The sequence below is a fragment of the Thalassospira lucentensis genome (assembly GCF_011806425.1).
Classification (GTDB): Bacteria; Pseudomonadota; Alphaproteobacteria; order Rhodospirillales; family Thalassospiraceae; genus Thalassospira; species Thalassospira lucentensis_B.
Window position 1 is genome coordinate 414,595 of the sequence record NZ_JAATOV010000001.1, and the last position, 13,553, is coordinate 428,147.

Below are 13,553 nucleotides of genomic sequence, written 5' to 3' on the forward strand. Positions count from 1 at the left end.
ACTTACAGTCCGCCGGCCATTTTTTGGCAGTCTTTTGGCCACACATAATGAAATGCAAAGATAAGCGTTTCATATTTTCGACAGAATGCTTTGCAAAAAACCGTACTCGCCACGGGGAAGCCTTGTGCATTAGGGCCTTATATGATTTACCCGTGGGGAGAGGCGATGGGGGTGACCCCGTTTGAAATCAAAGTCTGGAGAAACTATGCTGCGCAGAACCCTTTTTGCCGCGTCACTGGCATCCGTTATTTTTGCTTCCCCTGCCATGGCACAGGACGCTGCACCGACCGAAGATCCGGTCCTTGCGACTGTCAATGGTGAGGACATCCTGGAATCTGAAGTTCGCGCGACCCAGGCGGGTCTGCCGCAACAGTATCGCCAGCTTCCGTTTGAAATGCTTAAACCGACACTCGTTGATCGTGAAATCAACCAGCGTTTGCTGATGATGGCCGGTCGCGATGCTGGTCTTGCCGATGACGAAGAAGTCAAAGCCCGCGTTGAAGCACTTGAGCGTCGCGTGATTGCCGAGACGTATCTTGACCGTCAGATCGCAAAAGCATCCACCGAGGACGCGATCAAGGAACAGTACGAAGAATTCCTGAAAACCAACGAGCCGCAGCCACAGGTTCACGCCCGTCACATCCTGCTTGAAAACGAAGACGACGCGAAAGCCGTCATCGCCGAGCTTGATGACGGTGCTGACTTTGCGGAACTCGCCAAAGAAAAATCAACCGGCCCATCTGGTCCGAAGGGTGGCGATCTTGGCTTCTTTAGCGCAGGCGACATGGTTGCCCCGTTTGCCGACGCCGCCTTTGCCATGGAGCCGGGCACATACAGCAAAGAACCGGTTCAGACCCAGTTCGGCTGGCACGTGATCAAAGTCGAAGAGAAAAAAGAAGGCACTCAGCCAACGCTTGAAGAAGTTCGCCCGCAATTGGTTGCTGAACTGACCCGCAAAGCGATTGACGACCTGGTTGAGGACCTGCGTGATGACGCCGATATCGTCAACAACGCACCGATGCCTGAAGAAGCACCGGCAGAAGAAACCAAAGAATAAGCAGATACGGGCATCTTACGCCCGGTTTCTGATGTGAACAGGTTCCCAAACGGGGCGAGGCATATGGCTTCGCCCCGTTTGTTTTATAGATCACCACCAATACTGTGACTTGCTTTTCGCAACCATTGCGGCAGGATGATCCAACGTTACCGACCACCGCCATTTAAAGGAAAATATATAGATGGGTGCGACTTCCGTTTCTCCGCTTGCCCCTGCGGCCTTTCCAGAGCTTGCCGCCATTAACGGCGTTAAACTGCATACCGCAACACTTGGTATCCGCTACAAAGGCCGCCCGGACGTATTTTTGGCTGAACTGGCACCGGGCACACAGGTTGCGGGTGTTTTCACCACATCGACCACTGCATCGGCAGCGGTTCGTTGGGGCCGCGAAGCCCTTAAGGGTGGGTCGGCGTGCGCCTTTTTCGTCAATGCAGGCAACTCGGTCGCCTTTACCGGAAAATCGGGCGAGAAATTCGTCGCAGACAAAGTCCAAGCCGCTGCCAACGCACTGTCGTGCGACAAAACCGAAATTTTTACGGCCTCAACCGGCGTCATCGGTGAACCGACCACCGCCAACCGCATTACCGATGCCATGGGTGATTTGCTTGCCAATGAGAGCGGATGGCTTGACGCGGCCAAGGCAATCATGACCACCGATACCTTTGCCAAGGGGGCATCGGCGACGGCGACAATCAACGGCAAAACCGTTTCGATTTCGGGCATTGCCAAGGGATCGGGCATGATCGAACCGAACATGGCGACCATGCTTGGTTTTATCTTTACCGATGCCGCCATCCCGCATGCGGTCCTGCAGGCGATTTTGGCCGACAGCAACAACCGAAGCTTCAACGCCATTACGGTCGATAGCGACACGTCGACGTCTGACACGGTTCTGGTCGCGGCCACCGGCAAGGCGGGCAACGATGCCGTATCAGGCATCGATGACCCGGCATTGGCAGAATTTAAAACCGCCTTTGAAGACGTTCTGCGCGATCTTGCCCATCAGATTGTCCGCGACGGCGAAGGCGCATCTAAATTCATCACGGTGAATGTCAGCGGTGCGGTGAACGAAAAAGAAGCCAAGATCGCCGCCAAGGCGATTGCCAATTCCCCGCTGGTTAAAACCGCAATTGCCGGTGAGGACGCCAACTGGGGCCGTATTGTCATGGCGGTTGGTAAATGCGGTGTTACCGCAGATCCAAACAAACTGACCATTGCCATTGGCGGCATTACCTTGGCCAAGAACGGCGAACGGGTTGAAGATTATGACGAAGCCCCGGTCGATGCCCACATCAAAGGTCAGTATATCGATATACATGCCGACCTTGGGTTTGGCGATGGTGCGGCCACGGTTTGGACGTGCGACCTGACGCATGGCTATATCTCGATCAATGCGGATTACCGCAGCTAATCAATTTGATCCCGATCGCATGGTCGGCCAGAAGATATCCACACACGACAAACGCCGCCTTTGAAAGGCGGCGTTTTTGTTTTCGGGCACAATTTTGCGCGGTGTTGGCTTATCGATAAACTGGGATATTCCCATTTAGGACAGAACCGACATTGGCCCCTTCCAGCTCAACCCCGGCCAAGTCGGTATCGCCAAAGGCAACACCGGCAATGTTGGCCTGTTTCATGTTCGCACCGGTCATATTGGCCTGATCAAAGTGCGAATTGCGCAAATCGGCGTCTTGAAAATTGGTTTGGGAAAGATCCGCCCGCCAAACAGAGCCGGTTTCAACGCCCTTTTTGTCGCGTTGGCTAACCCCGCCAAACTTAACCCCCTGAAAGACGGATTTGCTGCAATCGGCCTTGGCCATGCGCACGCCATCCATAATCGCGCCATTCATGCGGACCTTATGCATGTCGGCACCCCGCATCGAACACATGGCAAGGATCGTATCGACAAACAATGCCCCGCGCAGGATGCACTCATCAAAACAGGCGGCAGACAAATCAAGCCCAGAGAAATCCATCCCGGTAAGATCAAGCCCACGCGCGTCAAGTGGCGCGCCGCTTTTGCCTGCTGTCGTCAACCATTCACTATGCGCATTGATCAGGCCGCGAATATCATCTGGCAACGGCATGGAAGGCTGCCCACCGCCAATGGTATTGGCGATATTGGCCTGTCCCAAATCGACCTTACCCAAATCAACATTGCGAAGGTTGGCGCCGCTTAAATCCGTGCCAACCAATCGGCACTCGGCAAGACGGGCCCCCTTAAGATTGGCATTGCGAAGCTTCGCCCCCGTCAGGTTACATCCCGAAAGGTCTGCCCCCTCAAGATTAACTGCAAACAGGTTCGCATCACTCATATCGCTGTTGGCAAGGCTGGAACGGCTAAGATTGGTTCCCGCCAAATTCGCCCCCCACATCATCGATCCTTCCAGATCGGTTGCGGTCAAATCGGTGGAGGTTTTAACGGTGGTTTCGCGGCCCTCATCAAGGACCACCATAACCCCCGACCTTAAATCCGCACGGGTCAAATTGGCGTTTCGTAATTTGGCGCGCGCCATGTTGGCACCGCGCAAATCGGCACTGACAAAGCTGGATCCTTCAAGGTCGGCTTCAACAAAATTTGCCCCGAACAAATCGGCAAAATCGAAATTGACCCCACGCACATGCGCCTTGATGAAATTAGCCCCCGGCAACACTGCATCAAGAAGGCTAATTTTACTCATTTTAATGCGCGAAAGGTCTGCATTGCGCGCCTGTAAACGCTCGCCACCGGGCTTATTGGAAAGATAGAGCTGATGTTTCTTTATGGCGTCAATTAATTCTGCCCGTGACGTCATGTGTCGTCTGCTCCTGCTTTGGTCAAAGTCCGAATATCATTTTGGTTGAATTGCCCATCATCTTATCCCTATTTCAGCATGAGCACCCGCATAAAACTTGCGCATTCCCTAATTTAAGCAAACCCAACAATGGTTTAACAGAATTTACATAGACTTAGGGAAAACAGAACCAGCCGTTTTGCGCTGTGCCCGCGCAGCAAAATGACGCAACCCCACGAAATATTTAGCATGCAATAATCAACTAATACGAATTATCTGGCGAGTCGCGTAGCATGTGTGCTGTGACGACGTTAATTGGTGTCACGGGGCGATAAAGCAGGTGCAAGCAGCAGGTTCATTCACCCCCGATGAGATGGGTTTTAGCGCGGCGCGAACAAAATAACCCCTGCCCCCAAAAGACAGATCGCCATACCGGTTAAATCCCAACGATCAGGCACGGCGCGTTCGACAACCCACAGCCAGAAAATTGAGGCGGCAATATAAACCCCGCCATAGGCCGCATAGGCACGCCCGGCAAAGGCCGCGTCCACGCGGGTTAACAACCAGGCAAACACAATCAGTGACGCGATACCGGGGATCACCCACAGCACCGATTTACCCGATTTCAACCATGCCCAAAAGGCAAAGCACCCGGCGATTTCGGCAAGGGCCGCTGCGATATAGGCCAAGATCGTCTGCATCACATCCCCCTTGGACCGGGTAGCCTCTTTAAAAGACCTTAGAACGCCGGGCGCAAGTCGCCCGCATATTTGCCCGCCCAGTTGGTCAAAACCGGTGTCAGGTACTTTTTCAGCGTTTCGGCCTGGGCATCGTCAATGACACCATGTTTGCGCAACAGCGCGCCCATGGCGACCTCGGCCCCGCGTTGGGTGCCATCATCGATTTTAAGTGCAACGCCAAGACCCTGTTTTGGGAAGGCCGCGCAATAAACGCCTTCGGCCCCAACTTTGACCAGCGCGTCTTCACCGCATTCTTCCATGATACCGGTACAAAAACGCCCGGTCCCCGCCACCATGAACGGGGCAGCGGCACATCCCTTGCGGATACGTTTGATCGCATCAGCGCGCTTGGCATCAAGACCCGATGGATCGGCCATCCGCCCCATGGCAAGCCCCAGATCACGCAGGCGCATGCCAATGACAGGAATGCCACAACCATCGATGCCGCGCGGGGTCGACGACAAATCACAATCACCCATTTCTTCAAGCACTTTGATTAGGCGTTGCTGAACGGAATGGGCTTCATTGGTATAACCCGCCGGATCATCGCCAAGATGCTGTGCGGTCGTCAGGAACCCGGAATGTTTGCCTGAACAATTGTTATGCGCCTTGGTCAGTGTCACCTGCCCCGATGCTTGCTTAATCGCCGCAGGCGAATGGATCGAGTAATGCGGCGCGCATTCAAGGGTATCAACCGACAGCCCGATGCTTTCCAACCATGCCTTAACCGTATTGGCATGTTCTTCTTCGCCATTGTGTGACGAACAGGCCAGCGCGATGTGTTTGTCTTCAAGCTTAAACGCATCCGCCGCACCGCTTTCGACCAATGGAATGGCCAGCAACGGTTTGATCGCCGATCGCGGATACATCAACGCATCGATATCCCCGCCCTGATCCACAACCGTGCCATCGGACTTCATCACAACATATCGACCACGATGAAAACTTTCGACCATCTCGCCACGGGTGGCTTCGACAAGGATCGGGTTGGCAGCATGGGACATAATTGCGCTCCGGCAGTGAGGGGACTTGTGTAATAGCCTTCATCTTAAACTTAGCCATCCGTATGCCCAAAGCCGCCCCTAAAAGCAAGCATCGCCCGTCTTGCACCTGCGAGAACGCAGGCCACCTTGCGGGCGATCAGGGTGCCTTTGGCAACGGTATGGCCGTATGGTTTTTGTATTCTTTCAGAACCAAGCTTGATTGCACATCGCGAACGTTGGGCATCGAAAGCAATTGGTGGGTCACAAAATCACCGAAACTTTCGATGTCGCCAGCCACTGCCATCAACAAAAAATCCTGCCGCCCGGTCATCGCCCAGCAAGACAGAATTTCGGGCAGATCGTTCATGGCCTTGGCAAAATCCTCCGCCCCTTCTTCGGTGTGGCGTTGCAGACGGACCTGAATGGTCGCCAAAACACCCAATCCCAGCTTTTTGCGATCGAGCAAGGCGACATGCTTTTGAATAACGCCGGATGCTTCAAGCTGCTTAACACGGCGCAAACAGGGCGATGGTGACATGCCAACCATTTCAGCCAGCTGCACATTGCTGATCGATGCGTCTTTTTGCAAAATTTGAAGAATACGGATGTCTGTCGCGCTTAAGGTTATCTCCGTCATTTTCCACCCCAAGTTAATTATTTATGGTCATTTAAAATCAACCCTAACGCAAAACGTTACTTTATTCGCCAGAAAATGACATTGGATGTGATGTAAAATGATCCTTGTAAATCGGCATTAGAAACCGAAAAAGAGGAAGGCCAAGCTTATGGGAAACGATCTGCGTGGCGATTACAGCCATATCCGTGACGACTACACCATTGCACAAGACTGGCACGCATATAGCGATGCCGAACACGACCTTTGGCGCAAACTTTATGCCCGCCAATCTGACATCCTGCCCGGCTATGCGGCGGATGATTATATCGCCAATCTGGCAAAGCTAAATGCCGCCGATGGGATCCCGCATTTTGGTCGGGTCAGCGAACATCTTCATGCCGCCACCGGCTGGCAACTGGTCGCGGTGCCGGGCCTTGTCCCCGATGATGTCTTTTTTGATCATCTGGCAAATCGCCGGTTCCCAGTGACGGTCTGGCTGCGCAAGCCTGAAGAAATGGACTATCTGGTGGAACCCGATATTTTCCATGATTTCTTTGGCCATGTGCCGATGCTTTATGATCCGGTGTTTGCCGATTATCTTGCCGCCTATGGGGCGAAGGGCCCCGAGGCCATTGCCAAAGGCGGGCTTAAGAACCTTGCCCGGATGTATTGGTATATGGTCGAATTCGGCCTGATCATGACCGACAAAGGACTGCGCGCCTATGGGGCGGGGATGTTGTCATCGCAAAGCGAAACCATTTATTCAGTCACCGATCCAACCCCAAACCGGGTCGGTTTTGACCTTGAGCGGGTGATGGCGACCGATTACGCAATTGATGATTTCCAGAAAACCTATTTCGTTTTGGAAAGCTATGATCAGTTGTTTGAGGCGATGAAAACCCCGCTTGCCCCGATTTATGATCGGTTGATCGGTCAAACGCCGATTGATCCGCAGACAACTTTGCCATCTGACAAAATCTATCATCTGCATGGCGATGCTGCTGCCATTGCGGCGTCTGATAAAGCAGGCCAGATGCAACAACGCCCCGCTTAAAGCAGGGCGTTTTCGGAGCACATCGAATGTATCGGGTATCGTGTATTGGGGGATGTCAGTGGGTGCGCGGGTTAACACGCACTCATTGGATTGCCCAATACGCGCTTAAGTTGCTCTAGTACCACCCGTGGGCTAGCGTCCTTGCTGATGAAATCAGCCGCGCCAAGGGCATCGGCCTGTGCGCGGGTATCCGAATCGTAATGGGCGGAAAAGAAAAAGACCGGCACGTTAATCGCACTGGGATACCGGCGGCGAATTTCGCAAAACGCTTCGAATCCGCTCATCCCGGGCATTTCGATATCAAGAATGATTGCACGGGGATAAAGCCCGTCGAGCTGATCAATCAGATCGTCAGCACAGTCAAAACTTGCCACGTCATATCCGGCACGGCGCAGCACTGTTTCAAGGGCTGCTTTGGCACTGGGACTGTCGTCTGCAAACGCAACGAGTCCGTCAGGACGCGTATAGGACGACATGGCGCTGAGCGCGTTCATGGATTGCGATACTCCGAGAGTTGGGACACGCAGAAATTGACAGATGAAAATGTCAAATTGGTTAAACAGCGAAATTATTTGCTGTCGATTGCCCCGCTTTTTTCATGTTCTCGCCAAATTCCCGTGCAAGGCAGGATGCGATACTTGCTTTCCATGGTTGTCGTAACAGGCAAAAACCTTATTAATTCCGACACTTGACGCTACGAAACAAAGACGCCACAGGTGTAGTCTTCGTCTAAATAGGTATTTCCATGCCTATTTACGGATTTAGAGTCAGGTGCTATAAATCTGCTTGTCGCGAGAGCGATCAGGGAAACCTTGTCGGGAATCCGGTGCGAAGCGTTAAACCCGACGCATCAAAACCGGAGCTGCCCCCGCAACTGTAGGTGCGCGTTACCACGCCACGAGTCAGATCACCGATCTGGTTTCCACAGCATGAACGGGTCCGGGCGGGGTGTACCGGGAGTCGGGAATCGGTTGCACTATGATTAATCGGAAACGTTCCGACCGGGAGACACCATGACAGACCCGCTTAAGCTGGCATCAGAATTTCCGTCTGCGGATTATGCAGGATGGCGCAAGCTTGCCGAAGAAGCCCTGAAAGGCGCCTCGTTTGAGAAAAAGCTCGTCACGCAGACGCTTGATGGTTTTGCCATTCAGCCACTGTATACCCAAGATGATCAGGATGATGCGACGCGCCTGATCCATGACGTGCTGTGCACATCGGTTGAACCGCGCGAAACAGTGACCGGCTGGGACATCCGCCAACTTCATGCCCATCCCGACCCCGTCGTTACCAATAGCGCAATTCTTGATGATCTTGAAAACGGCGCGACATCGATCCTGCTCAAACTTGATGCCAGTGCGCGCAAGGGCCGTGAAATCAATTCCGGCGATGTCGGTGTCGATGGCATCGCACTTCATTGTCTGGCCGATTTTGAATGCACCCTAAAAGACGTTTACACCAACCTTGCCACCATCGCCCTTGACGCTGGTGCCGCGGCAATCCCGGCGGCGGCCATGTTGGCCGCACGGATGGTGGATGAAGACGGCGCTGACGAAGCGGCCCCGGCCTTTAACATTGATCCGATCGGAACGCTTGCCAGTACGGGCACCCTGCCCTGTGCGGCCGAAGATGCCCTGCGCCACACCGCAGAAATCAGCGCCGAACTCATCGATCTTTTCCCGCTGGGCACGGCGATATCGGTAAATGGTGCGCCCTATTACAACGCGGGCGCCACTGACGGGCAGGAATTGGCTTGTTTGCTGGCAAGTGGTGTTGCCTATTTACGTGCGCTGACCGATACCGGCATGGCGGTTGATCAGGCGGCGGGGGCTATTGCATTTAACGTCGCAATTGGGACGGATTTCTTTGCCGGGATTGCCAAACTGCGCGCCCTTCGTCTGATGTGGACCCGCGTTCTGGCCGCATCCGGTGCCGAGGATGCATCGATTTCAATTAACGCCGTTTCGGCAGAAATCGCCATGAGCAAGGTCGATCCGTGGGTCAATATGCTGCGCACCACAGTCACGAGCTTTGCCGCTGGTCTGGGCGGAGCAAACAGCGTTGTGTGCCTGCCATATGATCATTTGATTGGCCTGCCCGACAGCTTTACCCGCCGGATCGCCCGCAATACGCAACTGATTTTACAAGAAGAAAGCAACGTGCATCGGGTGATTGATCCCGCCGGTGGCGCGTGGTTCATCGAAAATATGACCCGCGATCTTGCCAATGTGGCATGGAAAAAATTCCAATCCCTTGAAGCATCCGGTGGCATTCTTGCCGCCCTTGCCGATGGCAGTTTGAAAAAAGACATCGAAGCCGTCTGGCAAAGCCGCGAAAAGCGCGTGGCAAACCGGCGCGATCCACTAACCGGTGTTTCGGAATTTCCAAACATTGCCGAAACCAAAGTTTCCTGCGATGCGCCCGACCTTGATGCCATTCAGGCCAATGGCAAAGCGCGCCAGACCAAATACAGCCAAACCGTGGGCAACACGTTGGAAAGCCTGATGGATACCGCGCGTAATGGCGCAACCATCGGCCATATGTTTACCGATCTGTATGGGACAAGTGCGGCAATAACCGTCCCGGCCCTTACACTCCATCGTCGGTCCGAACCGTTTGAAGCGCTTCGCAAACGGGCCGACAATTACAAAAGCAAAACCGGGGCCTTCCCTCAGATCTTCTTGGCCAATCTTGGCAAAGTTGCCCAGCACACCGCACGCGCCATGTTTGCGCGAAACTTTTTTGAATCCTGCGGGATTGAGGCGATTACCAACACCGGCTTTGCCGACGCAGAACCGGCAGCCAAGGTGTTTACAGCATCCGGCGCAAAGATCGCGGTAATTTGTGGTTCTGATCCGCAATATGGCGACATGGCCGCCGATATGGCAAAGGCGTTGAAAGATGCCGGCGCATCGCGGGTCTATTTGGCAGGCCATCCGGGCGATGCCAAGGCGGCGTACGAGGCCGCTGGTATTGATGATTTTATCTATGTCGGGTCCGACGTTCCGGGCATTTGTCGAACGGCAATGGATCACATATCGTCTGATGTACGGGGGGATAAATAACCATGACCCGCATTCCTGATTTTTCAGACATTTCGTTGTTTGACGGCGCATCTGCCGGGACCAAAGACCCGTTCGAAAGTACACCTTGGACCACGCCAGAGGGCATTGACGTTAAGCCAACCTATGGCCCATCGGACCTGGCGGGGCTTGACCATCTTGAAACCATGCCGGGTATGCCGCCATTTTTGCGCGGGCCCTATCCGACCATGTATGTTCAGCGCCCTTGGACCATTCGCCAATATGCCGGTTTTTCCACCGCCGCAGAATCCAACGCGTTTTATCGCCGTAACCTTGCCGCCGGGCAAAAGGGCCTGTCGATTGCGTTCGACCTTGCCACGCACCGCGGTTATGACAGCGATCATCCAAGGGTTGCCGGGGATGTTGGCATGGCTGGTGTCGCGATTGACAGCATCTATGACATGCGAACCCTCTTTGATGGCATACCGCTTGATGAAATGTCGGTATCCATGACCATGAATGGTGCCGTTTTGCCAATCATGGCGCTTTATATCGCGGCCGCCGAAGAACAGGGCGTTGCACGCGAAAAGTTGTCTGGCACCATTCAGAACGACATCCTCAAAGAATTTATGGTGCGTAACACCTATATCTATCCGCCCAAACCATCGATGCGGATTATTTCGGACATCTTTTCGTTTACGTCGCAAAACATGCCGAAATTCAATTCGATCTCGATTTCGGGCTACCATATGCAAGAAGCCGGGGCGACCGCCGACCTTGAACTGGCCTATACACTGGCCGATGGCATTGAATATGCCCGCGCAGGACAGGCGGCAGGTTTGCCGATTGATCAATTTGCGCCGCGTTTGTCGTTCTTCTGGGCGACGGGTATGAATTTCTTTATGGAAATTGCCAAAATGCGCGCCGCACGCATGATCTGGGCCAAGATGATCAAACAGTTTGATCCGAAAAACCCCAAATCATTGTCGCTGCGCACCCATAGCCAGACATCCGGCTGGTCGCTGACCGCGCAAGATGTGTTTAACAACGTCATTCGCACCTGTGTTGAGGCTATGGCATCGACACAAGGCCACACCCAGTCGCTGCATACCAATGCCCTTGACGAAGCATTGGCCTTGCCGACTGATTTTTCCGCCCGAATTGCCCGCAATACGCAACTTTTCCTGCAACAGGAAAGTGGCACGACCAATGCCATCGATCCCTGGGGTGGGTCGTACTATGTTGAACGCCTCACCCGTGATCTGGCGGAAAAGGCATGGGCCCATATCGAAGAAGTCGAAGAACAGGGCGGCATGGCCAAGGCGATCGAAGCCGGCATCCCCAAAATGCGCATCGAAGAAGCCGCGGCCCGAACCCAAGCCCGCATCGATAGCGGTCGCCAGACACTGGTCGGCGTTAACAAATACCGTGTTACCGATGATCGTGCGGTGGATGTCCTTCAAGTTGACAACGCCGAAGTCCGCCGTCAGCAGATCGCCAAACTTGAAAAGCTACGTGCTGAGCGCGACGATGCGATGGTCGAAAGCACCTTAAGTGCCCTGACCAATGCCGCGGACAGTGGCGAGGGCAATTTGCTTGAACTGGCCGTTCAGGCCGCGCGTGCGAAATGTACGGTTGGCGAAATTTCCGATGCCTTGGAAAAGGTCTATGGCCGTCATCAGGCGGTTATTCGGTCGATTTCAGGGGTCTATAAAACCGAGGTTGGTGCCGATAACGAAGCACTGGCCAAGGTTGATCGCCTGATCAAAACCTTTGAAGAAAACGAAGGCCGCCGCCCACGTATCCTGATTGCCAAAATGGGGCAGGACGGGCATGACCGCGGTCAAAAAGTCATCGCGACGGCATTTGCCGATCTCGGCTTTGATGTTGATATTGGCCCGCTGTTCCAAACCCCGGAAGAAGCCGCAAAGCAGGCGGTTGAAAATGATGTGCACATTGTCGGGGCAAGTTCCCTTGCCGCCGGGCATTTAACCCTGGTGCCACAGCTTCGCGCTGAGCTTGATAAGCTTGGCCGTGAAGACATCATGATTGTCGCGGGTGGCGTTATCCCGCCGCAAGATTTCGACAAACTGTTCGAAGCCGGGGCTGAGGCCATCTTCCCGCCCGGAACGGTGATTGCCGAAGCCGCATCCGACCTGTTAGAAAAGTTAAACGACACAGACGACGAAGAAGCGGCTTAGCTGCACAGTCAAAGGATAGACGGTGAAAGAAACCCTGCGCACCATTCCGGCCGGATCGGGCGGCACGATCAGCCCGCGGAAGGCCGTGCGCAGACGTGTTTTAACAACCGAACAGATTGTTGATGGTGTGTTGGCCGAGGATCGCACCATTCTGTCACGCGCCATCACACTGGTCGAAAGCCGCAATCCCAAACATTTCGAACAAGCACAGGCGGTTTTGGCCGAATTGATGCCCAAAACCGGCGGATCGCAGCGCATCGGTATTACCGGGGTTCCTGGTGTTGGCAAATCAACCTTTATCGAAGCATTTGGCAAAAACCTGACCAAGGCCGGGAAAAAGGTCGCGGTTCTGGCGGTCGATCCGACCAGTGCGCGGTCTGGTGGTTCTATTCTGGGCGATAAAACCCGAATGAATGAATTGTCGATTGATCCGAACGCCTATATCCGTCCATCGCCCAGCAGCGGCTATTTGGGTGGGGTCAACCGCATGACCCGTGAAACCATTTTGCTGTGCGAAGCGGCCGGGTTTGATGTGGTTCTGGTGGAAACTGTGGGTGCGGGGCAAAGCGAAACCATGGTCGCCCAAATGACCGATTTCTTCCTTGTCCTTATGCTGCCCGGTGCCGGCGATGAGCTTCAGGGCATCAAGAAAGGCGTGCTGGAAATCGCCGATTTAATTGCGGTAAACAAGGCCGATGCCGATCCGGCCAAGGCGCGCGAAGCCAAACGAGAATATTCATCGGCCCTGCGTATTTTGCAGCCCAGCAGCAAACATTGGCGCCCGCAATCAGTGATGGTGTCGTCCCTGATCAATGATGGGCTTGATAATATCTGGGATCTGATTAATCAGCACCGTGCCGTGATGGACAAGGAAGGCGAATTTGCCGCCAAACGCGCCCGGCAGCAACATGACTGGATGTGGAGCATGCTGCGCGATCGGCTGCTTGAAACATTCACTGCACGCGATGACGTCGCCAATCGGCTTAAAACGCTTGAGGCGGATGTACTTTCGGGCACCACCAACCCGACCGCCGCGGTCGAGGAAATGCTGGGCCTGATCAAACGAGAAAATAGAAATCAATAACTGTTTCCAGTGACTTCGTGA

General features: G+C 54.1%; 11 protein-coding genes and 1 riboswitch. Of the genes, 6 read left to right on the top strand and 5 right to left on the bottom strand.

Annotated elements, in window-relative coordinates; translation table 11 throughout:
- Positions 1-205 precede the first annotated feature (205 nt).
- Both HCZ99_RS01895 and argJ read left to right on the top strand, forming a co-directional pair.
- Positions 206-1,057, top strand: a complete 852-nt coding sequence (locus tag HCZ99_RS01895) for a peptidylprolyl isomerase (RefSeq protein WP_167445206.1) — start codon at positions 206-208, stop codon at positions 1,055-1,057.
- Positions 1,058-1,238: 181 nt separating this feature from the next.
- The gene (argJ, locus tag HCZ99_RS01900; protein WP_167445207.1) at positions 1,239-2,468 is read left to right on the top strand and encodes a bifunctional glutamate N-acetyltransferase/amino-acid acetyltransferase ArgJ; all 1,230 of its coding nucleotides are present in this window, start codon (positions 1,239-1,241) and stop codon (positions 2,466-2,468) included.
- A 109-nt stretch (positions 2,469-2,577) separates the two neighbouring features.
- Here argJ and HCZ99_RS01905 read toward each other — a convergent pair whose 3' ends face one another.
- The 4 genes from HCZ99_RS01905 to HCZ99_RS01920 form a co-directional block, all read right to left on the bottom strand.
- A complete protein-coding gene (locus tag HCZ99_RS01905; protein WP_167445208.1) occupies positions 2,578-3,852 on the bottom strand; it encodes a pentapeptide repeat-containing protein in 1,275 nt (424 codons plus the stop codon).
- Positions 3,853-4,211: 359 nt separating this feature from the next.
- On the bottom strand, positions 4,212-4,532 hold the full coding sequence (locus HCZ99_RS01910; RefSeq protein WP_167445209.1) for a YnfA family protein: 321 nt from the start codon (positions 4,530-4,532) through the stop codon (positions 4,212-4,214).
- Between the two features lie 38 nt (positions 4,533-4,570).
- Positions 4,571-5,575: an asparaginase gene (locus tag HCZ99_RS01915; protein ID WP_167445210.1), complete on the bottom strand. Its 1,005-nt coding sequence runs from the start codon at positions 5,573-5,575 to the stop codon at positions 4,571-4,573.
- 136 nt (positions 5,576-5,711) lie between these two features.
- Complete coding sequence (locus HCZ99_RS01920) at positions 5,712-6,191, bottom strand: Lrp/AsnC family transcriptional regulator (RefSeq protein WP_167445211.1); 480 nt, start codon at positions 6,189-6,191, stop codon at positions 5,712-5,714.
- Positions 6,192-6,339: 148 nt separating this feature from the next.
- On the opposite strand from HCZ99_RS01920, the gene phhA reads away from it, so the two are divergent.
- On the top strand, positions 6,340-7,224 hold the full coding sequence (gene phhA, locus HCZ99_RS01925) for a phenylalanine 4-monooxygenase (RefSeq protein ID WP_167445212.1): 885 nt from the start codon (positions 6,340-6,342) through the stop codon (positions 7,222-7,224).
- 71 nt (positions 7,225-7,295) lie between these two features.
- On the opposite strand, the gene HCZ99_RS01930 is transcribed toward phhA, so the two are convergent.
- Entirely contained in the window at positions 7,296-7,718 is a 423-nt protein-coding gene (locus HCZ99_RS01930) for a response regulator (protein ID WP_167445213.1), read from the bottom strand.
- A gap of 287 nt (positions 7,719-8,005) precedes the next feature.
- A riboswitch (cobalamin riboswitch) is annotated at positions 8,006-8,214 on the top strand.
- Between the two features lie 23 nt (positions 8,215-8,237).
- Between HCZ99_RS01930 and HCZ99_RS01935 the strand changes: the two genes are divergently transcribed.
- Genes HCZ99_RS01935 through meaB form a run of 3 tightly spaced genes read left to right on the top strand, consistent with a single transcriptional unit; the run spans position 8,238 to position 13,532 of the window.
- Complete coding sequence (locus HCZ99_RS01935; protein WP_167445214.1) at positions 8,238-10,289, top strand: methylmalonyl-CoA mutase family protein; 2,052 nt, start codon at positions 8,238-8,240, stop codon at positions 10,287-10,289.
- A 2-nt stretch (positions 10,290-10,291) separates the two neighbouring features.
- On the top strand, positions 10,292-12,448 hold the full coding sequence (scpA, locus tag HCZ99_RS01940) for a methylmalonyl-CoA mutase (RefSeq protein ID WP_167445215.1): 2,157 nt from the start codon (positions 10,292-10,294) through the stop codon (positions 12,446-12,448).
- A gap of 22 nt (positions 12,449-12,470) precedes the next feature.
- Positions 12,471-13,532 carry a methylmalonyl Co-A mutase-associated GTPase MeaB gene (gene meaB / locus HCZ99_RS01945; RefSeq protein WP_167445216.1) on the top strand — a complete coding sequence of 354 codons (1,062 nt, stop codon included), beginning with the start codon at positions 12,471-12,473 and terminating at the stop codon, positions 13,530-13,532.
- Positions 13,533-13,553: the final 21 nt, after the last annotated feature.